23 protein-coding genes are annotated in these 21,756 nt (G+C 56.8%); 11 read left to right on the forward strand and 12 right to left on the reverse strand.

What is annotated here, in order from left to right; genetic code table 11:
* Positions 1–31 precede the first annotated feature (31 nt).
* The 10 genes from J7382_RS12420 to J7382_RS12465 form a co-directional block, all read right to left on the reverse strand.
* Entirely contained in the window at positions 32–667 is a 636-nt protein-coding gene (locus tag J7382_RS12420; protein ID WP_058241432.1) for a hypothetical protein, read from the reverse strand.
* Positions 667–2,481 carry a succinate dehydrogenase flavoprotein subunit gene (gene sdhA, locus J7382_RS12425; protein ID WP_058241431.1) on the reverse strand — a complete coding sequence of 605 codons (1,815 nt, stop codon included), beginning with the start codon at positions 2,479–2,481 and terminating at the stop codon, positions 667–669. The genes J7382_RS12420 and sdhA overlap by 1 nt, the downstream gene beginning before the upstream one ends.
* Positions 2,482–2,502: 21 nt before the next feature.
* Positions 2,503–2,874 carry a succinate dehydrogenase, hydrophobic membrane anchor protein gene (gene sdhD / locus J7382_RS12430; protein ID WP_058241430.1) on the reverse strand — a complete coding sequence of 124 codons (372 nt, stop codon included), beginning with the start codon at positions 2,872–2,874 and terminating at the stop codon, positions 2,503–2,505.
* Positions 2,875–2,886: 12 nt separating this feature from the next.
* Positions 2,887–3,270, reverse strand: a complete 384-nt coding sequence (gene sdhC / locus J7382_RS12435; protein ID WP_209069334.1) for a succinate dehydrogenase, cytochrome b556 subunit — start codon at positions 3,268–3,270, stop codon at positions 2,887–2,889.
* Positions 3,271–3,526: 256 nt separating this feature from the next.
* Complete coding sequence (locus J7382_RS12440) at positions 3,527–4,171, reverse strand: DUF1194 domain-containing protein (RefSeq protein ID WP_247744987.1); 645 nt, start codon at positions 4,169–4,171, stop codon at positions 3,527–3,529.
* A gap of 77 nt (positions 4,172–4,248) precedes the next feature.
* Entirely contained in the window at positions 4,249–5,001 is a 753-nt protein-coding gene (locus J7382_RS12445) for a DUF4344 domain-containing metallopeptidase (RefSeq protein WP_209069336.1), read from the reverse strand.
* Positions 5,002–5,008: 7 nt separating this feature from the next.
* Positions 5,009–6,040 (reverse strand): MaoC family dehydratase, encoded by a 1,032-nt coding sequence (locus J7382_RS12450; protein ID WP_209069337.1) that lies wholly within the window; start codon positions 6,038–6,040, stop codon positions 5,009–5,011.
* Entirely contained in the window at positions 6,040–6,243 is a 204-nt protein-coding gene (locus J7382_RS12455) for a DUF1737 domain-containing protein (protein WP_058241425.1), read from the reverse strand. Before J7382_RS12455 ends, J7382_RS12450 begins: the two co-directional genes overlap by 1 nt.
* A 4-nt stretch (positions 6,244–6,247) precedes the next feature.
* Complete coding sequence (locus tag J7382_RS12460) at positions 6,248–6,799, reverse strand: NnrU family protein (protein ID WP_209069338.1); 552 nt, start codon at positions 6,797–6,799, stop codon at positions 6,248–6,250.
* Between the two features lie 78 nt (positions 6,800–6,877).
* On the reverse strand, positions 6,878–7,732 hold the full coding sequence (locus tag J7382_RS12465; protein ID WP_209069339.1) for a CoA ester lyase: 855 nt from the start codon (positions 7,730–7,732) through the stop codon (positions 6,878–6,880).
* 308 nt (positions 7,733–8,040) lie between these two features.
* Here J7382_RS12465 and J7382_RS12470 point away from each other — a divergent pair, with 308 nt between their 5' ends.
* Entirely contained in the window at positions 8,041–8,358 is a 318-nt protein-coding gene (locus J7382_RS12470; protein ID WP_209069340.1) for a hypothetical protein, read from the forward strand.
* A gap of 9 nt (positions 8,359–8,367) precedes the next feature.
* Here J7382_RS12470 and J7382_RS12475 read toward each other — a convergent pair whose 3' ends face one another.
* The gene (locus tag J7382_RS12475) at positions 8,368–9,063 is read right to left on the reverse strand and encodes a sulfite exporter TauE/SafE family protein (RefSeq protein ID WP_058241570.1); all 696 of its coding nucleotides are present in this window, start codon (positions 9,061–9,063) and stop codon (positions 8,368–8,370) included.
* Between the two features lie 84 nt (positions 9,064–9,147).
* The gene (locus tag J7382_RS12480) at positions 9,148–9,354 is read right to left on the reverse strand and encodes an SHOCT domain-containing protein (RefSeq protein WP_058241422.1); all 207 of its coding nucleotides are present in this window, start codon (positions 9,352–9,354) and stop codon (positions 9,148–9,150) included.
* Between the two features lie 221 nt (positions 9,355–9,575).
* On the opposite strand from J7382_RS12480, the gene mdh reads away from it, so the two are divergent.
* The 10 genes from mdh to lpdA all read left to right on the forward strand — a co-directional run bounded on the left by mdh (position 9,576) and on the right by lpdA (position 21,720).
* The gene (mdh, locus tag J7382_RS12485; RefSeq protein ID WP_058241421.1) at positions 9,576–10,538 is read left to right on the forward strand and encodes a malate dehydrogenase; all 963 of its coding nucleotides are present in this window, start codon (positions 9,576–9,578) and stop codon (positions 10,536–10,538) included.
* Between the two features lie 167 nt (positions 10,539–10,705).
* On the forward strand, positions 10,706–11,362 hold the full coding sequence (locus tag J7382_RS12490) for a hypothetical protein (RefSeq protein ID WP_209069341.1): 657 nt from the start codon (positions 10,706–10,708) through the stop codon (positions 11,360–11,362).
* 343 nt (positions 11,363–11,705) lie between these two features.
* The gene (gene sucC, locus J7382_RS12495) at positions 11,706–12,899 is read left to right on the forward strand and encodes an ADP-forming succinate--CoA ligase subunit beta (RefSeq protein ID WP_209069342.1); all 1,194 of its coding nucleotides are present in this window, start codon (positions 11,706–11,708) and stop codon (positions 12,897–12,899) included.
* A gap of 5 nt (positions 12,900–12,904) precedes the next feature.
* Complete coding sequence (locus J7382_RS12500; protein ID WP_209069343.1) at positions 12,905–13,438, forward strand: hypothetical protein; 534 nt, start codon at positions 12,905–12,907, stop codon at positions 13,436–13,438.
* A 13-nt stretch (positions 13,439–13,451) separates the two neighbouring features.
* On the forward strand, positions 13,452–14,339 hold the full coding sequence (sucD, locus tag J7382_RS12505; RefSeq protein WP_209069344.1) for a succinate--CoA ligase subunit alpha: 888 nt from the start codon (positions 13,452–13,454) through the stop codon (positions 14,337–14,339).
* Between the two features lie 230 nt (positions 14,340–14,569).
* Positions 14,570–17,530 (forward strand): 2-oxoglutarate dehydrogenase E1 component, encoded by a 2,961-nt coding sequence (locus J7382_RS12510; protein ID WP_209069345.1) that lies wholly within the window; start codon positions 14,570–14,572, stop codon positions 17,528–17,530.
* Between the two features lie 3 nt (positions 17,531–17,533).
* Entirely contained in the window at positions 17,534–19,027 is a 1,494-nt protein-coding gene (odhB, locus tag J7382_RS12515; RefSeq protein ID WP_209069346.1) for a 2-oxoglutarate dehydrogenase complex dihydrolipoyllysine-residue succinyltransferase, read from the forward strand.
* A 300-nt stretch (positions 19,028–19,327) separates the two neighbouring features.
* The gene (locus tag J7382_RS12520) at positions 19,328–19,723 is read left to right on the forward strand and encodes a hypothetical protein (RefSeq protein WP_209069347.1); all 396 of its coding nucleotides are present in this window, start codon (positions 19,328–19,330) and stop codon (positions 19,721–19,723) included.
* Between the two features lie 131 nt (positions 19,724–19,854).
* The gene (locus tag J7382_RS12525) at positions 19,855–20,244 is read left to right on the forward strand and encodes an MAPEG family protein (RefSeq protein WP_209069348.1); all 390 of its coding nucleotides are present in this window, start codon (positions 19,855–19,857) and stop codon (positions 20,242–20,244) included.
* Positions 20,245–20,322: 78 nt separating this feature from the next.
* Positions 20,323–21,720 (forward strand): dihydrolipoyl dehydrogenase, encoded by a 1,398-nt coding sequence (lpdA, locus tag J7382_RS12530; protein ID WP_209069349.1) that lies wholly within the window; start codon positions 20,323–20,325, stop codon positions 21,718–21,720.
* The last annotated feature ends 36 nt before the right edge of the window (positions 21,721–21,756 follow it).

Raw genomic sequence — 21,756 nt, forward strand, 5'->3', positions numbered from 1 at the left:
ACAGCTCTGGCTGAGCGATATGTCGACAAACTTACCGGCAATATCCGCTCCCGGCATAGAGCACGCCTGCGTGGCGCGGACATGCGTTTGCCGCGATGGCAGGCTGGGCCGATACGCTTTCAGTGCTTGCCACTGTGCCAGTTTCAAGCAGGCTGTACTGTACGCTGTATCTGTCTTGCAAACAGTCGTTCACATGACGTGCGCCACGCTCTGTGCCACCAGGCTCTGCCTGCACAACCGGTACGGGGCGGCTCACGAACACACCGTAACTGCCGGGCGCGCGCGTTTGAACCATGCAAGAACGCACCTGTTGCACCACTGCCTGAACTCCAGACGCCCGCACTTCAGATGTCGAGGCATCAGCCGCAACAACGGGGCGATCAGCTTGCACCGTGGCTGTCGCGCTGATCGGCTGTCCAACTTTTGCCGAAACGCAAGCCATATACGCATCAATCACCGGATCATTGCTGGAGCGTCCGGTTTCCTTGTTCTTGACCCGCAGCTTTTCCGTACCATCACGCTTTTGCGTTAGGGTCACATGGATCTGGCTGGAATTGTCCACCTCAAACATACACTGGGTGGTTGCCCGATTGAGCGCGCTTTCCGCCAGAGACATCCCTGGCAGAAGGACACACACAGAAATCAGGGCAACCGAAACCAGCTTCATCAGAACGTCCGTGCTTTCGGCGCGATCTTCTTGAGATTGATACCGCCTTCGTCTTCCCCGGTCAGAGGATCAACAATCACCGGACGATAGCTCAGGTCCACTTTGGTACCGGTTTCGTCAACACGGCTCACAGTGTGAACACGCCAGTTCTCATCATCACGCTCAGGGTAATCCTCATGCGCATGCGCACCACGGCTCTCATGGCGCGCTTCTGCGGACACAATTGTGGAAATCGCAGATGGCATCAGGTTGGTCAGTTCCAATGTCTCCATCAGATCGGAGTTCCACACCAACGAAGTGTCGGTGACATGTAGGTCACCCATCTTGCCAGCGATTTCCGTCATCGCCTCAACACCCTCTTTCATGGTCTTGGCAGTCCGGAACACAGCTGCATCACGCTGCATGGTCTTCTGCATCTCAAGACGCAGATCCGCCGTCGGGATCGCCCCCTTCGCATAGCGCAGACCATCAAAGCGTGCGAAACACTTGTCAATCTGAGCCTGCGGTGGGGTCGGCACCGGTGCATCGCGATCCACAACCTTGCCCGCCCGGATAGCAGCGGCACGTCCAAAGACCACGAGGTCAATCAACGAGTTGGAGCCCAGACGGTTTGCACCATGCACAGAGGCACAACCTGCCTCACCAACGGCCATAAGGCCCGGCACGACACCCGTTGGGTTGTCCTCGGTCGGGTTCAGAACCTCACCCCAATAGTTGGTCGGAATACCGCCCATGTTGTAGTGCACCGTTGGCAACACGGGGATAGGCTCTTTGGTAACATCAACGCCGGCGAAGATTTTCGCAGATTCCGAAATACCCGGCAGACGCTCTGCCAAAGCATCCGCAGGCAGGTGGCTCAGGTTGAGGTGAATATGATCGCCCTCATCTCCCACACCGCGGCCTTCGCGAATTTCCATCGTCATTGAGCGCGACACATAATCGCGTGGCGCCAGATCTTTATACTGCGGCGCATAGCGTTCCATAAAGCGTTCACCTTCGGAGTTGGTCAGGTAGCCCCCCTCACCACGTGCGCCTTCGGTGATCAAACAGCCGGAGCCATAGATGCCGGTTGGGTGGAACTGCACAAACTCAAGATCCTGCATTGGCAGGCCTGCGCGCATGACCATACCGCCACCATCACCGGTGCAGGTGTGCGCCGAGGTCGCAGAGAAATAGGCACGCCCGTAGCCACCGGTGGCCAGAACAACCATTTTGGCATGGAATACATGGAAGGTACCATCATCCAGCTTCCAACAGACAACGCCCTGACATTCACCGTCATCCGACATCAGCAGGTCAATCGCGAAATACTCGATATAGAATTCCGCGTTGTTTTTCACAGACTGACCATAGAGCGTGTGCAGGATCGCGTGGCCTGTCCGGTCCGCCGCAGCACAGGTTCGCTGCACCGCAGGGCCTTCGCCAAACTCGGTAGTGTGGCCGCCAAAGGGACGCTGGTAGATTTTGCCTTCTTCCGTCCGGGAGAATGGCACACCGTAGTGGTCCAGTTCATAAACAGCCTTCGGCGCTTCGCGGGCGAGGTATTCCATCGCATCCGTGTCACCCAACCAGTCGGACCCCTTCACAGTGTCATACATGTGCCACTGCCAGTTGTCGGGGCCCATGTTGGCCAAAGAGGCGGCGATACCGCCCTGTGCGGCAACGGTATGAGAACGGGTTGGGAAAACCTTGGTCACACAGGCGGTGCGCAACCCCTGCTCTGCCATGCCCAGCGTCGCGCGCAGACCCGCTCCACCTGCGCCTACAACAACGACGTCGTATTCGTGGGTTTCATATTCGTATGCAGCAGTCATTATCTTATCCTTGTCGCAACATCACAGGGCGAGTTTGACGAGAGCAAACAAGCCCACGGCGATCATTGTGTAGCAAAGCGCACCTACGGCGATGTAAGTGAGCTTCTCTGCCAAGCCATGCATATAATCTTCAATCGCCATCTGCGCTTCACGCATGATGTGCACAACGCCAACGATCAAAGTCAGTGCAGAAATAATGGCGGGAACAGGTTTGGCATAGAAGGCCAGAACCTCTTCATAGGTGCCACCCAGGCTAAGGCCGAAGGTGATGACAAACGCCGGGATCAGAACGACCAACAACGTAGAGCTCACCATCATCTGCCAGTGGTGATGCGTGCCTTGGCCAGAAGCACCCATGCCTTGGGCGCGCTTACGGTCAGTAAGAAAGTTCATCAATCCAGCTCCTTACACGATCAGTGCGGTCAGAATGGTCAGCACAGTGGCGCCAATGAACATGCCAGCGCCCAGTTTCAACGCAACGTTGATTTCAAGGCAATAGCCGAAGTCCCAGATCACATGGCGCAGGCGGCCAAGCATGTGATAATACGCCGCCCAGCTTGCAGCGATCAAAAACAGATCTCCCAGCCAGCTGCGCATAAGACCATCGATAAACGCAAAAGCCGTTTCAGAGATCGCAGCCGCAAGAAGCCACCACACGACAATCGCCGTGATCGGAATAAGGGCAATTCCGGTGATACGCACCATGATGGAAGACACAGATGTCATCTGTGGGCGATAGATCGACAGGTGCGGCGAGAGCGGTCGCTCGATCCTTTTCACGTCAGCCATTTTGAATCCTTTCCGGTTCTCTTGCGTTCTTCTACCGCATTTTTGCCGACTGTCACCGTTACGATCACCTAAATGCCGCGGTTTTTTGGCGCAATCCTGCGGATTTTCTTAATTTTGTGATCACGCATTTTTATTCGTGATCACAAATATCAAACAGAGTCTTTTTGTCAGAAAAACATAGTGATTAACGGCACCCCATAGGCAAATGGCGACCCCCATGAAGTGTTTGCGCTCACAGTTTATATACATCACACCATCAATTCCTCAACTCGGCCAGTTGCTTCGCGACTTCGCGCACCAGCTTTTGACGTATGCGCTCCGGGTATTCCTCAAACCCGTTTGACGTAACCACAAAAGCACCCGGTCCTGTGATCACATTTTCCCAGAAATAGCCCGTCAGGTCACTGTCGTCTGTTTCGATTACCAAAGCATTGACCGTGGCACCCCGCGCTCTGAGCGCGCGCCGCCCCTCCTGTATCACCGTGCCTTCGTTGGAAATGCCATCGCTGGAGACGTCCACAACACGCCGCCTACACTCTGGCCCATTTTCAAAGACATGATCCGCAGCCACCAACGCGTCACCAATCGCTGTGGAATACTGGTGCCACTGGCGGGGCATTGCCGTTACCTGATCTGCAAAATCCTTGGCCTGTTCAGAAGATGCGATAGAGGTCCATGGCACGCCGATATATTGCCGCCCCGCCCCTGTCCACTGCATGAGCGCAACAGCTGCGCGCTGCTCCACCAGCGCTTCTACAACAATCCCGTCCCGCAAGGCCAAAGCCAACCCATCCATCTGCAACCTGTATTCTGCCGCATCAATGCTCCCCGATACATCCACCGCGAGCAACAAAGCCAACTCACAGGCCCGCCCAGCACAGGGCAAAGCGGCAAAAGCCATTCCCAAAGATATCCAAGGTCGCATAAGCCTCAACCTAGCGGAGGACCGCAGGATGCGTGATCAACTCCCTGTGTGCGTCAAAAATCCGGAGCCATATTCGCGAGCACATCGGCAAACTCAGTGCACATGACGATTTCAACCGCTTCCGGATCATAGTAGGCGTTCGCCTCCCCACAGGGGATTACTGAAACGGTGAGCGTTTGCGGCAATTTGAACTCACCATTCAACGCTGCAATTTCTTGCGCAACCACATCCTTGGTCAACCGCCCGCCATCGGTTTCCACGGTAACTTCGCCAAGCACAAAGGTCTCAGCACCGCTAGAATCCATGATCTCGTCTAATACACCGCCCCAGCTCTGCGCCGCTTGATCATATTCATCCGGGCAATAGGCCGCACGCTCCTCTGGCAGACCCAAATCTGCAGCCACGTCCTCCCGCTCCTCCGGATTGGCTCCGTAGAAAAGACAAACCGTATTGAAATATCGCTGCATATCTGGGCCATGCACATCCCAGAACGCAATTTCTTCGACGGCGTCCGCCTCACCGAGAAACCCAAAGGCAGCATCATAGGCGAGCTGCACGGCGCTCTCTTCCTCATAAAAGGCGTCAATCAGGAAAATTGAGAGCACATCGGCTGCGTCCTCTTCCTGACCGAAAATGGGCAACCCCATCACATCGATCAGCGCGTGACCCAGCTCGTGATAAAAAATCCCCAGCACATTGCCTTCGACAAACGCCAGCGTCTCTTCATCTGAGTGTTCAAAAGAAATCTCGGCCTGCGCGGGGCAGGCCAAAGATAAGGTTATTGCGGTGAGTAAAGATCTTATCATGCACCGATCAGATCGGCATCAAGGCCCAATAGTCAAGATCAAGCAGAACCTCGGGTTGGTACTTCCCATCGTCACCTTTCAACTCAAATGGCGCGCCGCCTTTGGTCGCCACAAGGCGCAGACGGATGGCCCCAACGCCCGGCGCAGAGGTTTCTGCCTTATCCAAGACCTCAGACCACGCTTTGACCGTCAGCCCAGAGAAGGCAGGATTGGCATGCGCGCCGCCATTCAATCCCACAATCATCTGTGCATTGGCCAAACCGTTGAAGCTCAATGCACGGGCCAGCGAGATGATATGGCCGCCATAGATCAAGCGCTGCCCATCGGGGCGGAACGTGGCATCAAAATGCACCTTGGCCGTGTTCTGCCACAGGCGCGTCGCCATCATATGTTCTGCCTCTTCAAGCGTCACACCGTCCACGTGATCAATGGTCTCGCCGATCTCATAATCGCCCCAGCGATGCGTCTCGCCAGCCTGCGCGAAATCGTAGTTGGCAAAGGTGAGCCCCTCAGGGATCACAAGATCCGCAGGAGCAATCACCTTGGACAGCTCCGGCACCACTGTTTCAGGCGCCGGCGCATCCACATCGCGTTTGCGCACCATCACCCAACGCACATACTCCATGACCACGTCGTCACGTTGGTTCATGCCGCGGGTGCGCACATAGACCACCCCGGTCTTACCGTTGGAGTTCTGTTTCAGACCAATCACTTCAGAGGTGGACCGCAACGTGTCGCCAGCATAAACCGGCTTGAGCCAGCGGCCTTCAGCATAGCCAAGGTTTGCCACCGCGTTCAGCGACACATCCGGAACCGTTTTCCCAAAAACCACATGGAACGCGGCCAGATCATCCAGGGGCGCGCCAGGCAAGCCAGAGGCCCGCGCAAACTCATCACTTGAATACAACGCATGACGCGCGGGGTAGAGCGCGTGATACAATGCCCGCTCCCCTGCCCCAACAGTGCGTGGCACCGCGTGCTCGATCACCTGACCCAGCGTGTAGTCTTCAAAAAACCGGCCCGGATTGGTCTTGGCCATCAGTGTTCTCCCAGTTTGGTCTCCGGGGTGTAGGTGCCGTCCACCTCTTTCACCACCGCCTGACCGCAGCGCATAACGCCTGTGGCCTGACAGAAAGTCTGTGTTGGCGAGCCGTAAAGCTCCCACCCCTTGTTAAGCGCATCTGTCACTTTGTGACAGAATGCCGATGTGTCTTCCTCAGAAAGAAAACGGTAAAGTTTCATGTGTTTAGCCTCCAAATGGGTTTGGACCGATCAGACCATGAATATATCCGATCACCCCCATGAGGAGTATCGAAGCCACAAAGAACATGCCATCCTTTGCGATCGTCCCTGTTTCTGATGGAGACCAGGCGCCTTCGGCTTTGTTGATCACCTGCATTTCCACCAACGCCCAGAGCAGCAGCCCCCCAAACAGGATCAACGAAGGCATATCTCCGTTCACCCAAAGATGCGCTGCCGCCCAAAGGGCAAAGCCTGTCAGCATGGGATGGCGCATCTTGTTGAGAAGCCTGCCTTTGCGCGGTGCCGGGCTCATCATGAAGATCGCAATCAAAACCAAAAGATTGTTCACATGGTAGGCAAAGCTTGGCGCGATCCACAGCACATCTTCGACTTCTGCCATGCGATAGCCGATCACCATCAAAACAATCGACACAGCAATCGCCAAAGCCACAAGAGCTTTGCCCTTGTCTCCCATACCTGCGCGCACATCTGGCAGTGCCCGCTTGAACAGATGGGCCGCCGCCCACAACAATACCCCAAGAACCAATAGTGTCATCTCGCTCTCCGCTGGATTTGGAGGTTTGGCCCGACACGATTGCAGAGCCAAATTCTCCGGTTGGTCTTGGGTCAGAAACTACCCCTCCAGAGCGGCAATTGCATCCGCCTTTGCAAGTATTTCACGTGCGGTCACCACATGGAGGTTCTCAACGATTTTACCATCTACCACGGCCACCCCCTGACCACTGGCTTCACAGTCTTCAAAGGCCGCAATCTGACGCTGCGCCAAATCGATTTCCGCCTCAGATGGGGCAAAGGCCGCATTCGCAACATCTACCTGCGCGGGATGGATCAGAGTTTTGCCATCAAAGCCCATATCCCGGCCCTGATCACATTCAACCTTGAGCCCTTCGGCGTCTTTGAAGGCGTTATACACCCCGTCCACCACGACAATTCCCTCAGCCTTGGCTGCCAGCAGACACAGGCCAAGCCCCGCCATCATCGGCAAACGGTCGGGCCGGAAACGCGTTTGCAGCTCTTTGGCGAGGTCATTGGTGCCCATCACAAAGCCGCTCAACTGCGGATGCGCCGCAATCTCTGCCGCATTGAGCATGCCACGAGGTGTTTCCATCATGGCCCAGATCGGTTTGTCACCAATCAAGGCAACCAGCGCATCAAGCTGCGCCGTCGTTTCCACCTTTGGCAACAACACAGCATCGCAATCCATACTTGCGGCCGCCTTGGCATCCGCCTCGCCCCATTGCGTATCCAGCCCATTGATGCGCACGATGCGCATCCGGTTGCCATACCCGCCCTGCTCCAGCGCCGCTGCCAAAGTCGCGCGTGCGTTGACTTTTTCATCCGGCGCCACGGCATCTTCCAGATCAAAGATAATGGCATCCACCGGCAATCCGCGTGCTTTTTCGAGGGCCCGATCCTTAGAACCCGGAATATACAGAACCGAACGATAGGGGCGTGCGCGCTGATCCATGAAACTCTTCTCCGTAATATTGTTGCGCAGAGAGGTGCATTTTTCTCAGATAACTTCAAGGACAATCTTGCCGCATTGCAGAAAAAACGCTCCGTCAGCGCGCCCTAAATGCAGCCATTTTGGTTTTGCACGCCGCGTTAACCATTTTTTCGGCCCCATCAGCGCAGACTGTTCTCATCGCTTCCTATGGGAGGAAGACCTGGCCAGAGGGCCAAATACAACAAGAAGAGGCGAAGCACCGGACACATATGGCGCGCATCACAGGCAAAGCTCGTGAGCGTGACAAGAATTTCCTGAAAGGAAACCAGATGAAAAAGACGCTTCTAACCCTGACTTCCAGCCTGAGCATCCTCGCTCTGAGCGCCACTCTCACCCATGCGCAATCTCTGCGCCACTGCGCCAAGCGTGACACCGTTGTCGAACGACTTGCGGAGAAATACGGAGAATCGCGACAGGCATTGGGGTTGGGCACACAAGGTGCCGTTGTCGAGATTTTTGCATCCGAAAGCTCAGGCAGCTGGACAATCACTGTGACGATGCCTAACGGCTCCACTTGCTTGATGGCGACCGGCCAAGCTTATGAAGAGCTTGCGGAAGTGCTTCCTAAAGAAGGTGATGACGCCTGAACCGGTAAGTCACGTCAAAGCATCAAAAATCAGCTTCGCACCTGTGGCTGTCAACAGAACGTAGGTCAACGCAAAGAAGAGCTTTTCTGGCACTGCGTGATGGAGCTTCACGCCCAGATAAGCCCCCAACAGGGCAAAGGGTGCAAGAAGAGCCCCTGCCTGCAAGGTGTCATAGGCAAATATCCCCATAAAGGCGTAGGGGATCGCTTTGGCAAAGTTGATCGCCCAGAACACCAACACGGTGGTCGCCTGATAGGTTGTCTTATCCAAGCCACGCGAAAGAAGATACACCGCTGCAGGTGGCCCTCCCGCATGGCTCACAAAGCTCGTAAACCCAGTCACAGTGCCCGCCACAATACCGGCTTGGAACGGTAATGCCCCGCGCGCGCCTTTGCGCGGCCAGAGCTGCCAAATCACGAAGGCAAGCGAGATCACGCCTATGAACAGCCGCAGAGCGTCATCGTTGGCGATCCGAAACAGGGCCACCCCGGCCAGTACGCCCGGAATCCCGCCAAGAATTAAAACCCAGGCATCCTGCACACTCCAGCGCCGCCAATAAGGGCGCAGAGTTACAAGATCGATCAACATCAACAAGGGCAACATCAATCCGAGGGCTTGCGCTGGCGGCAAAATGACCGCCAGCAATGCTGCACTTGCAAAAGCGGCTCCAGAGCCGAAGCCGGCTTTGGAGATGCCTGCAAACATCACCGCAATCGGTGCAAGTAAGAAAAACGAGACAGAATCAGTCACTGAAACACATCAAAAACTGGCTCCGAACACGTCTTATCTTCAGCTTTCATCCAGAATTTTCTTACGCTGTTGTTTGTATTCTTTTTCCGTCACCAGACCTTCAGAGTAAGCCTTTTCCAACGAAGCGAGCTGATCGCCGATCGCCACAGTCTGCACAGTCGTGGTGCTGTTCCCGCCGCCACCACAGGCCGATACGGTCATGCCCACGAGAGCCAGTGCCATCAGGGTTTTTGTCGCAGAAGTCATCGCTTTGCATCCTTAGTAAGAGTGTCATTTCTTGCCCCATCTACCCATAGCGACACCGGCAAATCAAGCGCACCTACGTCGCGCCCCAACACTCGCCCGAAGATTGATTGAATCTTGGTCGCCCTGCGTCAGTTGGCCGTTCTGCAGGTGCAAACACTTGCGTCAAAGCCATTTTCGACTTAAGCCAGCCGCGATATTCAACCGGACCGGAGATTGATCCAATGGCAAGACCTAAGATCGCCCTCATCGGCGCAGGTAACATCGGCGGCACGCTCGCCCACCTCGCTGCAATCAAAGAACTTGGTGACGTTGTTCTTTTCGACATCGCAGACGGCCTGCCTCAGGGCAAAGCACTCGACATCGCAGAATCCGGCCCTGTTGAGAAAATCGACGCCGCCATGTCCGGCACATCCGACTACTCCGCGATCGCTGGCGCAGACGTCTGCATCGTGACCGCAGGTGTGGCACGTAAGCCAGGCATGAGCCGCGATGACCTTCTGGGCATCAACCTGAAAGTCATGAAATCCGTTGGCGAAGGCATCCGCGACAACGCACCAGACGCATTCGTGATCTGCATCACCAACCCGCTGGACGCGATGGTTTGGGCGCTGCAGAAATTCTCCGGCCTACCAACCCACAAAGTCTGCGGCATGGCGGGTGTTCTGGACTCCGCACGCTTCCGTCACTTCCTCGCCGAAGAGTTCAACGTCTCCATGCGTGACGTGACAGCCTTTGTTCTGGGCGGACACGGCGACACCATGGTGCCTTCCGTGCGCTACTCCACCGTTGCCGGTATCCCTCTGCCAGACCTGATCGAAATGGGCTGGACCACACAAGAGAAGCTGGACGCCATGGTACAGCGCACTCGTGACGGTGGCGCAGAAATCGTTGGCCTGCTGAAAACCGGCTCTGCCTTCTACGCACCAGCGGCCTCCGCCATCGAAATGGCCGAAGCTTACCTGAAAGATCAGAAGCGCGTTCTGCCATGTGCCGCTTACTGTGACGGCGATCTGGGCGTGAAAGACATGTATGTTGGCGTGCCAACCGTGATCGGCGCTGGCGGCGTAGAGAAAGTTGTGAACATCAAGCTCAACAAAGAAGAGCAAGAGATGTTTGACACTTCTGTAAACGCCGTCAAAGGCCTCGTGGACGCTTGCAAAGGCATCGACAGCTCGCTGGCATAAGGCCCACCGACAGCCGATAGAACATTCCAAAGGTCCGCGAAACTCGCGGGCCTTTTTCTATCTTTAAGGAAAAAGATCCGCCATCATCTCTTCTTTTGATTGCATAGAGCGCACCAACCTAAGAAGATCACAGATATATCATACTATTCCGGCACAGGATTTTCTGCATGGCCACCTTTTTACGCGCCTCTCTCTGCACCGTTCTCATTGCCACCCTCGCATCCTGTGGCTCAAGCACTGCGCCCAACATCCGCAGTGGGCCTCAGTCTCAACTGCCCTATACGCCAGGTCCAAACACCGGCTATGCAACACCCGGCCTGCTTGCGGCAAATGCCCAGAACATTGGCGAAAATCTTGAGGCGCTTGGCATTTCCCCGACCGAAGTGATTGACGTTGTCGCCCCCGGCGCAAGCTCCAACACCGATCTGAGCGGGGCCGTCGCCTTGTTTCAGGCCACCTGCTTGCGCCATACCCCGAATGTCGATTCCATCGCCAAAGCGGCAGCCCAACAGAACATGGATGTCGAGCGCCCCGGCCCGGATCAGATCTTTGCCACAAATACCGAGTTCAGCCCGTCTGGCGGCAACTCCGTTCAGGTGAACATCGCGAGCCAATACGCCTATGAATGCGCCGTCACGGCCATCACTCAGGACAGCGTGAGCAAGGCCAACGCGCAGGAGGCGCTCTTTGGCACGCTGGGCATCAGCCATGCAAACGGCACAAGCGTCACCACAATCAATGGCAAAGCCTATTCCCTGCGCCATATCCAGCTGCCCGGTGCCTTTGGCTTGATCGAACACGCCTTCGTGCTTCAGGCGGACTGAGTTCATGCCTGCGGATTGACGCCTCCAGAGGCAATGATGGGTGGCGCCTGCGACGCTGCCCTTATCTCATCCAGTCTCATCCAGCCAATCCTCTGCCCCAACAGAAATGACGGCTAGGGCGCATTTCAAAATGCACGCCGCCCGCTGACATAGAATCCCATAGGAATAAGACTTTTCCGCTAACGCTTCTCTGTGTGCGTTAAGAATTTATCAATTTGTGATCACGCTTTTTCACCCTGTGATCACAAATTAGAAAAAATCCACCTTCTTGGTCGAATTTACTTATCCCACGCTCAGAGCTGTGTCAGAACTCCTCCAATCGCAGCAATATGGGACCAGTTCTATGAACATCCATGAATATCAGGCGAAAGCCCTGCTTCGCTCCTACGGCGCTCCGGTGTCCGAAGGCCGCGTTGTTCTGAAAGCAGAAGATGCCAAAACCGCCGCTGGTGAGCTTGATGGCCCGCTCTGGGTTGTAAAAGCACAAATCCACGCCGGTGGCCGTGGCAAAGGCTCCTTTGTGGAAGCGGATGCAGGCGAAAAAGGCGGTGTCCGTCTTGCCAAATCCGTCGAAGAAGCCGCTGAAGAAGCGAAGAAAATGCTGGGCCGCACCCTTGTGACTCACCAGTCCGGCCCTGCTGGCAAGCAAGTGAACCGCATCTACATCGAAGATGGGTCCGACATTGAGCGCGAGCTCTATCTGGCTCTGCTCGTGGATCGCCAGACCTCCCGCGTGTCTTTCGTTTGCTCCACCGAGGGCGGCATGGACATCGAGGAAGTGGCCGAAGCCACTCCAGAGAAAATCCTGTCCTTCTCCGTTGACCCGGCCACCGGCTACCAAGCCTACCACGGCCGCCGCGTTGCCTTTGCTCTGGGCCTTGAGGGCGCACAGGTCAAAGAATGCGTGAAGCTGATGGGCATTCTCTACAAAGCCTTCATGGAAAAAGACATGGAGCAGCTGGAGATCAACCCTCTGATCGTCATGCCAGGTGGCAAACTCAAAGTGCTCGACGCCAAAGTCGGCTTTGACGGCAACGCCGTGTACCGCCACCCAGACGTGGCCGAGCTGCGCGACGAAACCGAAGAAGATCCAAAAGAACTTGAGGCCTCCAAATATGACCTCAACTACATCGCTCTGGACGGTGAAATCGGCTGCATGGTGAACGGTGCGGGCCTCGCGATGGCCACCATGGACATTATCAAACTCTACGGTGCAGAACCTGCCAACTTCCTCGACGTAGGTGGCGGTGCGACCAAAGAGAAAGTGACCGAAGCGTTTAAGATCATCACCTCTGATCCAAACGTCAAAGGCATCCTCGTGAACATCTTCGGCGGCATCATGCGCTGTGATGTGATCGCAGAAGGCGTTGTGGCGGCTGTGAAAGAGGTTGGCCTGAAGGTTCCTCTGGTTGTGCGCCTTGAGGGCACCAACGTGGAAGCTGGCAAAGAGATCATCAACACCTCCGGTCTTGATGTGATCGCTGCTGACAACCTGTCTGACGGTGCCGAGAAGATCGTGAAAGCGGTTAAGGGATAATCGTCATGAGACGACTTTCACTTCTTTTGTGCGCTCTCCCCTTGGCGGCATGCCAAACGTCTGTTGAGCCAATGGAAGACTCAAAAGCTGCGAAGGTCGCTTCGGCGTCAACTATCCAGTCTGTGACTATGGCTGAGGGTTTTTCTTTCTTTGAAAAGTACTGCGTTGCCTCCTTCCCCGAGTTTGAGGCAGCGAAAGCCAAAGTCGCAGAGCTACGCGCAAAATCCGGTAAATCACCAGAGAGCAATGCGCGACGCGTCTCAGGATATGTAAGCGGCAAACACCTCTATCTCGATGTTGAGCAAGTCAGCGAAACCCGCTCAACCTGTGCAGTTCGTTGGGGCACCCAAGACAGCCTCGACGAAATGCTCGCCGAAGAAACGGCATCTATCGGCAAGCCGATAAACGCCTTTGGCAACGATTTCCGAGGTACAGGAATACCCGTTGATTATTCAGGTTGGTCAACTCCCAGACTGAGCGAAAAGGCGCCCGGCGTCGATTTTCTCATTCTCGAAGTGACCGCTATCTCAAAAAATTAAAGGAGCCAATCACATGGCAATCCTCATCGACGAAAACACTAAGGTCATCTGTCAGGGCTTCACCGGCTCTCAGGGCACCTTCCACTCTGAACAAGCCATCGCATATGGCACCAAAATGGTCGGCGGCGTGACCCCGGGCAAAGGTGGCATGGAGCATCTGGGCCTGCCGGTCTTTGACTCCGTACATGACGCAAAGGCAAAAACCGAAGCCAATGCTTCCGTGATCTATGTTCCGCCCCCCTTCGCGGCAGACTCGATCCTCGAAGCGATTGATGCGGAAATGGAACTGATCATCTGCATCACCGAAGGCATTCCTGTTCTTGACATGATGAAGGTACAGCGCGCGCTGGAAGGTTCCGCGTCTCGCCTGATCGGTCCAAACTGCCCAGGTGTGATCACGCCTGATGCCTGCAAAATCGGCATCATGCCGGGCCACATCCACAAGCGTGGCTCCGTGGGCGTTGTGTCCCGCTCCGGCACCCTGACTTATGAAGCGGTTAAACAGACCGCAGACATCGGTCTGGGCCAGTCCACTGCTGTGGGCATCGGCGGCGACCCGATCAAAGGCACCGAGCACATCGACGTGCTGGACATGTTCCTGTCTGACGATGAAACTCAGTCCATCATCATGATCGGTGAGATCGGTGGGTCCGCGGAAGAAGAAGCCGCAGAGTTCCTTGCCAATGAGCGCAAAAAAGGCCGCTGGAAGCCAACCGCGGGCTTCATCGCAGGCCGTACAGCGCCTCCCGGCCGCCGCATGGGCCACGCCGGTGCGATTGTTGCCGGTGGCAAAGGTGGCGCAGAAGACAAGATCGCGGCAATGCAGGAAGCTGGCATCGTCGTAGCAGACAGCCCAGCCGGCCTCGGCGAAGCTGTGCTCAAAGCGATCGAGCTGGGCTAACTTGGCCCTTTGCGCACCATATCTTTCCAAGCGTCAGCGTTCGCACCCAATCGGTGCGGGCGCTTCGCCTGTTAAGCAGTGCGCCCATAACCAAAAGGTGAACGCCCCCCTCTGAGCGTTAAATACATTACACGCTAAGTGTTTTGAAACGTTCCCGCGTTCATCTACCCCCACCCCGCTCTCTCTGGGGTCAAAATCAAAACCGGTCCCAGTCTCCATGAGGTGCCATCATGACCGAACAGTCGCCAAACGACATCTTCCACGCCTCCTCCTTTATGCAGGGGCACAATGCGGAATACCTCGAGCAGATGTATGCCCGCTATGCCACCGACCCTAACGCGGTTGACGAAGTCTGGCAGGAGTTCTTCCGCCAACTTGGTGATGCGGAACTGGATGTCAAAGCCGAAGCCGCCGGCCCGTCTTGGGCGCGCGCTGACTGGCCTCCGCAGCCAAATGACGACTGGACCCAGAGCCTGACCGGCGAATGGGCCGAACCCGCCGAGGCCAAGGCCGCCGGTAAAAAGATCAAAGAGAAAGCCGCCGAAAAAGGCGTTGAGGTCTCTGATGAAGCGATCAAACGCGCAGTGCTGGACAGCATCCGCGCCCTGATGATCATCCGCGCCTATCGTATTCGCGGTCACCTGATTGCCGACATCGACCCGCTGGGCATGCGCGATCAAACCCCCCATCCAGAGCTGGATCCAAAGTCCTACGGCTTCTCTGACGCCGACATGGATCGCCCGATCTTCATCGACAAGGTGCTGGGGCTGGATATTGCCACCATGCGCCAGATCATGGACATCGTGAAGCGCACCTACTGCGGCACCTTTGCGATGCAGTACATGCACATCTCCAACCCCGAAGAGGCGAGCTGGCTGAAAGAGCGCATTGAAGGCTATGACAAAGAGATCACCTTCACCCGCGAAGGCCGTAAGGCGATCCTCAACAAGCTGGTTGAGGCCGAAGGCTTTGAGAAATTCCTGCATGTGAAATACATGGGCACCAAACGCTTTGGTCTGGACGGGGGCGAAAGCCTGATCCCAGCCATGGAACAGGTGATCAAACGCGGCGGCAACCTTGGCGTCAAAGAGATCGTCATCGGCATGCCCCACCGGGGGCGTCTGTCCGTTCTGGCAAATGTGATGGCCAAACCCTACCGCGCCATCTTCAACGAATTTCAGGGCGGCAGCTTCAAACCAGAAGATGTGGATGGCTCCGGCGACGTGAAATATCACCTCGGTGCCTCCTCAGACCGTGAGTTTGATGGCAATTCCGTCCACCTGTCGCTGACGGCAAACCCGTCTCACCTTGAAGCGGTGAACCCGGTTGTGCTGGGCAAGGTGCGCGCCAAGCAGGACCAGCTGAACGATGACAACCGCACGGCTGTCATGCCGATCCTTCTGCACGGCGACGCCGCATTTGCGGGTCAGGGTGTTGTGGCAGAATGCTTTGCCCTGTCTGGCCTGAAGGGTCACAAGACCGGCGGCACCATGCACATCGTGGTGAACAACCAGATCGGTTTCACCACCGCGCCGCACTTCTCTCGCTCCTCCCCGTATCCAACCGACAACGCACTGGTTGTGGAAGCGCCGATCTTCCACGTGAACGGCGACGACCCAGAAGCGGTTGTGCATGCGGCGAAAGTGGCGACGGAATTCCGTCAGAAGTTCCAGAAAGATGTCGTCATCGACATGTTCTGCTACCGCCGCTTTGGTCACAACGAGGGCGACGAGCCCATGTTCACCAACCCGGTGATGTACAAGCGCATCAAAAAGCACAAAACCACGCTAACGCTCTACACGGAGCGCCTGGTGAAAGACGGCCTGATCCCCGAAGGCGAAATCGAGGATATGAAGGCCACCTTCCAAGCGCATCTGAACACTGAGTTTGAGATCGGCAAAGACTACAAACCCAACAAAGCCGACTGGCTCGATGGGCGCTGGTCACATCTGGACAAACGTGGCGAAGACTATGAGCGCGGCCAGACCTCGATCAAATCTGAAACCATGCAGGATGTCGGCAAGGCACTGTCCTCTGTCCCTGAGGGTTTCCCGGTGCATAAGACCGTTGGGCGCCTTCTGGACACGCGTGGCAAGATGTTTGAAACCGGAAAAGGCTTTGACTGGGCCACCGCAGAAGCACTGGCGTTCGGCTCTCTCATGACCGAAGGCTACCCTGTGCGTCTGGCCGGTCAGGACGCCACCCGCGGCACCTTCTCTCAGCGCCACTCCGGCATCATCAATCAGGACACCGAAGAGCGCTACTACCCGCTCAACAACATCCGTGCAGGCCAAAGCCAGTATGAGGTGATCGACTCCGCGCTATCTGAGTATGCGGTGCTGGGTTTTGAATATGGCTACTCACTGGCAGAGCCCAACGCGCTGACCCTCTGGGAAGCGCAGTTTGGCGACTTTGCCAACGGCGCACAGATCATGTTTGATCAGTTCATCAGCTCCGGTGAAAGCAAATGGCTGCGCATGTCCGGTCTGACCGTCCTGCTGCCACATGGCTTTGAGGGTCAGGGGCCAGAGCACAGCTCGGCGCGTCTGGAGCGCTTCCTGCAGATGTGTGGCGGCGACAACTGGATTGTGGCCAACTGCTCCACGCCAGCGAACTACTTCCACATCCTGCGCCGTCAGCTGCACCGCACCTTCCGCAAGCCGCTGATCCTGATGACGCCAAAGTCCCTGCTGCGCCACAAGCTCTGCATCTCCGATGTTGAGGACTTCACCGACGGCTCTTCCTTCCACCGCGTGCTCTGGGATGACGCCGAAAAAGGCCATTCTGACACCAAACTGAAGGCAGACAAAGACATCAAGCGCGTCGTGATGTGTTCCGGCAAGGTCTACTATGACCTGCTGGAAGAGCGCGATGCACGCGGCATTGACGACATCTATCTGCTGCGCATTGAGCAATATTATCCGTTCCCGGCGCATTCGCTGATCAAGGAACTGGATCGCTTCAAAGATGCCGAGATGGTCTGGTGTCAGGAAGAGCCCAAGAACCAGGGCGCATGGTCCTTCATCGAACCCAACATTGAGTGGGCCCTGACCCGCATCAAAGCCAAACACACCCGTCCGACCTATGCCGGTCGCGCCGCATCTGCGTCGCCCGCCACAGGTCTGGCAAGCCAACACAAAGCACAACAAGCCGCGCTGGTGAATGCCGCGCTCTCCATGGAAGGAAACTGATCCATGACCGAAGTTCGAGTCCCCACCCTTGGTGAAAGCGTCACCGAAGCCACCGTTGCCACCTGGTTCAAAAAACCGGGTGATGCGGTTGCCGTGGATGAAATGCTCTGCGAGCTGGAAACCGATAAAGTGACCGTCGAAGTGCCCGCCCCTGCGGCAGGTGTGCTCGGTGAGATCGTGGCCGCAGAAGGCGACACCGTGGGTGTTGATGCGCTGCTCGCAACCCTCGTGGCGGGTGATGGCGCAGCCCCTGCCCCTGCGGCTGAGGCCGCTCCGGCGGCCGCTCCAGCCGCCAACGGTGGCGGCGAGGCCGTTGACGTGATGGTGCCAACTCTGGGCGAGTCCGTCACCGAAGCGACCGTCTCCACATGGTTCAAGGCTGTTGGCGACACCGTGGCGCAGGATGAAATGCTCTGCGAACTGGAAACCGACAAAGTGTCTGTGGAAGTCCCAGCCCCTGCCGCAGGTGTGCTGAGCGAAATCATCGCTCCCGAAGGCACAACCGTCGACGCCACTGCAAAACTCGCCGTCATCGGCGGTGCCAGCGGATCCGCAAGCGCCGCCCCGGCTGCTGCGCCTGCCGCTGCTGCTGCACCTGCGGCGTCCGCAGATGTGGAGAATGCGCCCTCCGCCAACAAACTGATGGCCGAAAAAGGCATCAATCCGGCCTCCGTCACCGGCACAGGCCGAGATGGACGAATTATGAAAGAAGACGTCATGAAAGCCGCACTGGCCCCCGCCGCACCAGCTCCTGCTGTGGCAGCGGCCCCCCGCGCACCGGTTGCCGCAGATGATGCCGCACGCGAAGAGCGCGTGAAAATGACCAAGATGCGCCAGACCATCGCGCGCCGTCTGAAAGACAGCCAGAACACCGCCGCGATGCTCACCACCTACAATGAGGTCGACATGACCGAGGTGATGGCGCTGCGCAACCAGTACAAAGGCGACTTTGAGAAGAAGCACGGCGTGCGTCTGGGCTTCATGTCCTTCTTCACCAAAGCCTGTGTGCATGCGCTCAAAGAAGTGCCTGAGGTAAACGCCGAAATCGACGGCACTGACATTGTGTACAAGAACTATGTGCACATGGGTGTGGCTGCGGGCACGCCACAGGGTCTGGTTGTGCCGGTGATCCGGGATGCCGACGCCATGTCCTTTGCCGAGATCGAGAAAGCCATCTCCGAGAAAGGCAAACGCGCGCGTGACGGCAAGCTCTCCATGGCGGAAATGCAGGGCGGCACCTTCACCATCTCCAATGGTGGTGTCTATGGCTCTCTGATGTCTTCGCCGATCCTGAACCCACCGCAGTCCGGTATTCTGGGCATGCATAAAATTCAGGACCGCCCCATGGCGATCAACGGGCAGGTTGTGATCCGTCCGATGATGTATCTGGCGCTGTCTTATGATCACCGCATCGTGGACGGCAAAGGTGCCGTGACCTTCCTCGTACGCGTGAAAGAAGCGCTGGAAGACCCACGCCGCCTGCTGATGGATCTGTAACGACTGCGGTGCGCCCCAAGGGCGCACCCTCCCCCCGTAGCGTGCGCATTCACTGCGCACCACACCACGCAAAGGATCAATCAGTGACCATCCTTCCCCAATATAGGGCGTCGCCCGGACCTCGGGGTGGGTGCTTTAGGCCCCTCCTGCCAAAGCGCAGGGTTGCCTTTGACAAGACTGGGTGGCCGGTCACCTGCTGTGCCAAATGCGCTGCGCCAGACTTGGCACGTGCGGAGGGATGAGATGCGCTCCACGCAAACCCCAGCACGCATAAGTAGGCTCCGAAAAGGCGAACGCCCGATGCTCCTTTCCAAGATCTGCGGCATGCGCTGCCCGGAATGCAGAACCTTGCAAGTCGCAAGCCGCTTGACCAAGACCAACCCCTGGCGTGGATGGAATAAAACAGAAGCTCACAAATGTGACGGATGCGACGCAAACCTTTATTTGACGGGAAAAAGGCGCAATCTTCGCTTCTTTCTCCTTGGCGCTCCCCTGTTTTTCACCTCTGCATTTGTTGGCTTTGCCATCATGAATCACCTCGAAGGGCTGCATCACTTTCATGAAACTCGTGGGCACAAGGAACCAAATTTTTTGGGGTTCCTCATTGTCTGCTTTCTTTTTGTTTACCCCAGTCAACTCGCGTTAGCTCGTCTCGAGAACATTGCAGTGTTTAACAACAAAAAGGAGAGCCTCTGAATGACAGTGCTACTCTCTCCTTCATTTGACCCTAAATATCCCGGGGTAGACACATCGAAGATGTGTCAGGGGCAGAGCCCCTCTGAAAAACAACCGTCTCATAGCTCCCCCTCCGTCAAAAGGACGCACCCATGACCTATGAACTGACCATCCTGACTTATGCCGCCCTGCTCTGGGGGCTGCAGTTCTTCGCCTATCTTGCCGTCAGCCATGGCAAAATGGATCTCAACTGGGCCATGGGGCCACGGGATGAAGACGGCAAACGCCCCGGCGCCTCTGGCCGCATGCACCGCGCGCTCAGCAACCACACCGAAGGCCTTGTGCTTTTTGGCATCGCCGCGCTGGTGGTCACGCTCTCAGGTCAGTCCTCTTCCGTCACCACAGGCTGCGCAACGGCCTACCTTGCCGCGCGCCTGCTCTACGTGCCTGCCTACGCACTTGGCTGGCAGCCATGGCGCACCCTCATCTGGATGGTGGGTTTCTTTGCAACGATGGCAATGCTCATCGCAGCCCTTATCTAACCTCACAAACCTCAAGACCTGGACCCGGCACCACAAGCAAACATCGCCCGGTCTGCCCTAATCAAAAGGACCCTCAACATGGCACAATATGACGTCATCATCATCGGCGCGGGCCCCGGCGGCTATGTGTCCGCCATACGCTGCGCCCAGCTGGGCCTGAAAACCGCCATCGTGGAAGGCCGCGAAACACTGGGCGGCACCTGCCTCAACGTGGGCTGTATCCCCTCCAAGGCTCTGTTGCACGCCACCCACATGCTGCATGAGGCCGAGCACAACTTCGCCGACATGGGCCTGAAAGGCAAAAGCCCCTCTGTGGATTGGGATCAGATGAAAGCCTATAAGTCCGACGTCGTCGGACAGAACACCGGCGGCATCGAGTTCCTCATGAAGAAGAACAAGATCGAATGGCTCAAAGGCTGGGCCTCCATCCCTGCGGCGGGCAAAGTCAAAGTCGGCGATGAGGTACATGAGACCAAGAACATCGTCATCGCCTCCGGCTCTGTGCCTTCGTCGCTGCCCGGCGTGGAGGTCGATAACGACAAAGGCATCGTGATCGACAGCACCGGCGCGCTCGATCTGCCCAAGATTCCCAAGAAGATGGCCGTGATCGGCGCAGGCGTGATTGGTCTGGAACTGGGCTCCGTCTATGCGCGCCTTGGCTCCGATGTGACGGTGGTGGAATATATGGACGCCGTCTGCCCCGGCATGGACGCGGATGTTCAGCGCACCTTCAAGCGTATCTTGGAAAAGCAGGGTCTGAAATTTGTCATGGGGGCGGCTGTCTCCGGCGTTGAGACCACCAAAACCAAAGCCAAAGTCAAATACGCGCTCAAGAAATCGCCAGACAGCGAAGAGGTTCTGGATGCGGATGTGGTGCTGGTTGCCGCTGGCCGTAAGCCTTTCGCCGAAGGTCTGGGCCTGGACGCTCTGGGTGTGAAGATGACAGAACGCGGCCAGATCGCCACCAACGCACATTGGGCCACCAATGTGGCGGGCATCTACGCCATCGGCGATGTGATCGAAGGCCCGATGCTGGCACATAAAGCCGAGGATGAGGGCATGGCTGTTGCCGAGGTCATCGCAGGCAAACATGGCCATGTGAACTACGGCGTGATCCCCGGCGTGGTCTACACCACCCCCGAAGTTGCCACCGTGGGCGCCACCGAAGCCGCTCTGAAAGCCGAAGGCCGTAAGATCAAAGTGGGTAAGTTCATGTTCATGGGCAACGCCCGCGCCAAAGCGGTGCATCAGGGTGACGGCTTTGTGAAGATCATCGTAGACGCAGAAACCGACCGCGTGCTTGGTGCCGCCATCATTGGCCCAGCAGCCGGCGACATGATCCACGAGCTCTGCGTGGCGATGGAATTTGGTGCCTCTGCACAGGACATCGCTCTCACATGTCACGCACACCCAACCTATTCTGAGGCCGTGCGCGAAGCCGCGCTCGCCTGTGGTGACGGTGCGATCCACAGCTAAATAAGTTGGTACAGAGGCAGGCCGACTGCCTCTGTA

Origin of the sequence: Shimia sp. R11_0 (assembly GCF_017744035.1) — a bacterium.
Classification (GTDB): Bacteria; Pseudomonadota; Alphaproteobacteria; order Rhodobacterales; family Rhodobacteraceae; genus Shimia; species Shimia marina.

Excerpts from the sequence above, each read along its gene's own strand:
- J7382_RS12520 (WP_209069347.1), top strand. The coding sequence starts at position 19,328 with ATGCTCCTTTCCAAGATCTGCGGCATGCGCTGCCCGGAATGCAGAACC.
- sdhD (WP_058241430.1), bottom strand. The coding sequence starts at position 2,874 with ATGAACTTTCTTACTGACCGTAAGCGCGCCCAAGGCATGGGTGCTTCT.
- odhB (WP_209069346.1), top strand. The coding sequence starts at position 17,534 with ATGACCGAAGTTCGAGTCCCCACCCTTGGTGAAAGCGTCACCGAAGCC.
- sucD (WP_209069344.1), top strand. The coding sequence starts at position 13,452 with ATGGCAATCCTCATCGACGAAAACACTAAGGTCATCTGTCAGGGCTTC.
- J7382_RS12490 (WP_209069341.1), top strand. The coding sequence starts at position 10,706 with ATGGCCACCTTTTTACGCGCCTCTCTCTGCACCGTTCTCATTGCCACC.
- J7382_RS12460 (WP_209069338.1), bottom strand. The coding sequence starts at position 6,799 with ATGACACTATTGGTTCTTGGGGTATTGTTGTGGGCGGCGGCCCATCTG.
- sucC (WP_209069342.1), top strand. The coding sequence starts at position 11,706 with ATGAACATCCATGAATATCAGGCGAAAGCCCTGCTTCGCTCCTACGGC.
- sdhC (WP_209069334.1), bottom strand. The coding sequence starts at position 3,270 with ATGGCTGACGTGAAAAGGATCGAGCGACCGCTCTCGCCGCACCTGTCG.
- J7382_RS12470 (WP_209069340.1), top strand. The coding sequence starts at position 8,041 with ATGAAAAAGACGCTTCTAACCCTGACTTCCAGCCTGAGCATCCTCGCT.
- J7382_RS12510 (WP_209069345.1), top strand. The coding sequence starts at position 14,570 with ATGACCGAACAGTCGCCAAACGACATCTTCCACGCCTCCTCCTTTATG.
- J7382_RS12420 (WP_058241432.1), bottom strand. The coding sequence starts at position 667 with ATGAAGCTGGTTTCGGTTGCCCTGATTTCTGTGTGTGTCCTTCTGCCA.
- J7382_RS12480 (WP_058241422.1), bottom strand. The coding sequence starts at position 9,354 with ATGACTTCTGCGACAAAAACCCTGATGGCACTGGCTCTCGTGGGCATG.
- J7382_RS12500 (WP_209069343.1), top strand. The coding sequence starts at position 12,905 with ATGAGACGACTTTCACTTCTTTTGTGCGCTCTCCCCTTGGCGGCATGC.
- J7382_RS12450 (WP_209069337.1), bottom strand. The coding sequence starts at position 6,040 with ATGGCCAAGACCAATCCGGGCCGGTTTTTTGAAGACTACACGCTGGGT.
- J7382_RS12445 (WP_209069336.1), bottom strand. The coding sequence starts at position 5,001 with ATGATAAGATCTTTACTCACCGCAATAACCTTATCTTTGGCCTGCCCC.
- J7382_RS12475 (WP_058241570.1), bottom strand. The coding sequence starts at position 9,063 with ATGTTTGCAGGCATCTCCAAAGCCGGCTTCGGCTCTGGAGCCGCTTTT.
- mdh (WP_058241421.1), top strand. The coding sequence starts at position 9,576 with ATGGCAAGACCTAAGATCGCCCTCATCGGCGCAGGTAACATCGGCGGC.
- sdhA (WP_058241431.1), bottom strand. The coding sequence starts at position 2,481 with ATGACTGCTGCATACGAATATGAAACCCACGAATACGACGTCGTTGTT.
- J7382_RS12455 (WP_058241425.1), bottom strand. The coding sequence starts at position 6,243 with ATGAAACTTTACCGTTTTCTTTCTGAGGAAGACACATCGGCATTCTGT.
- J7382_RS12465 (WP_209069339.1), bottom strand. The coding sequence starts at position 7,732 with ATGGATCAGCGCGCACGCCCCTATCGTTCGGTTCTGTATATTCCGGGT.
- lpdA (WP_209069349.1), top strand. The coding sequence starts at position 20,323 with ATGGCACAATATGACGTCATCATCATCGGCGCGGGCCCCGGCGGCTAT.
- J7382_RS12525 (WP_209069348.1), top strand. The coding sequence starts at position 19,855 with ATGACCTATGAACTGACCATCCTGACTTATGCCGCCCTGCTCTGGGGG.
- J7382_RS12440 (WP_247744987.1), bottom strand. The coding sequence starts at position 4,171 with ATGGCTTTTGCCGCTTTGCCCTGTGCTGGGCGGGCCTGTGAGTTGGCT.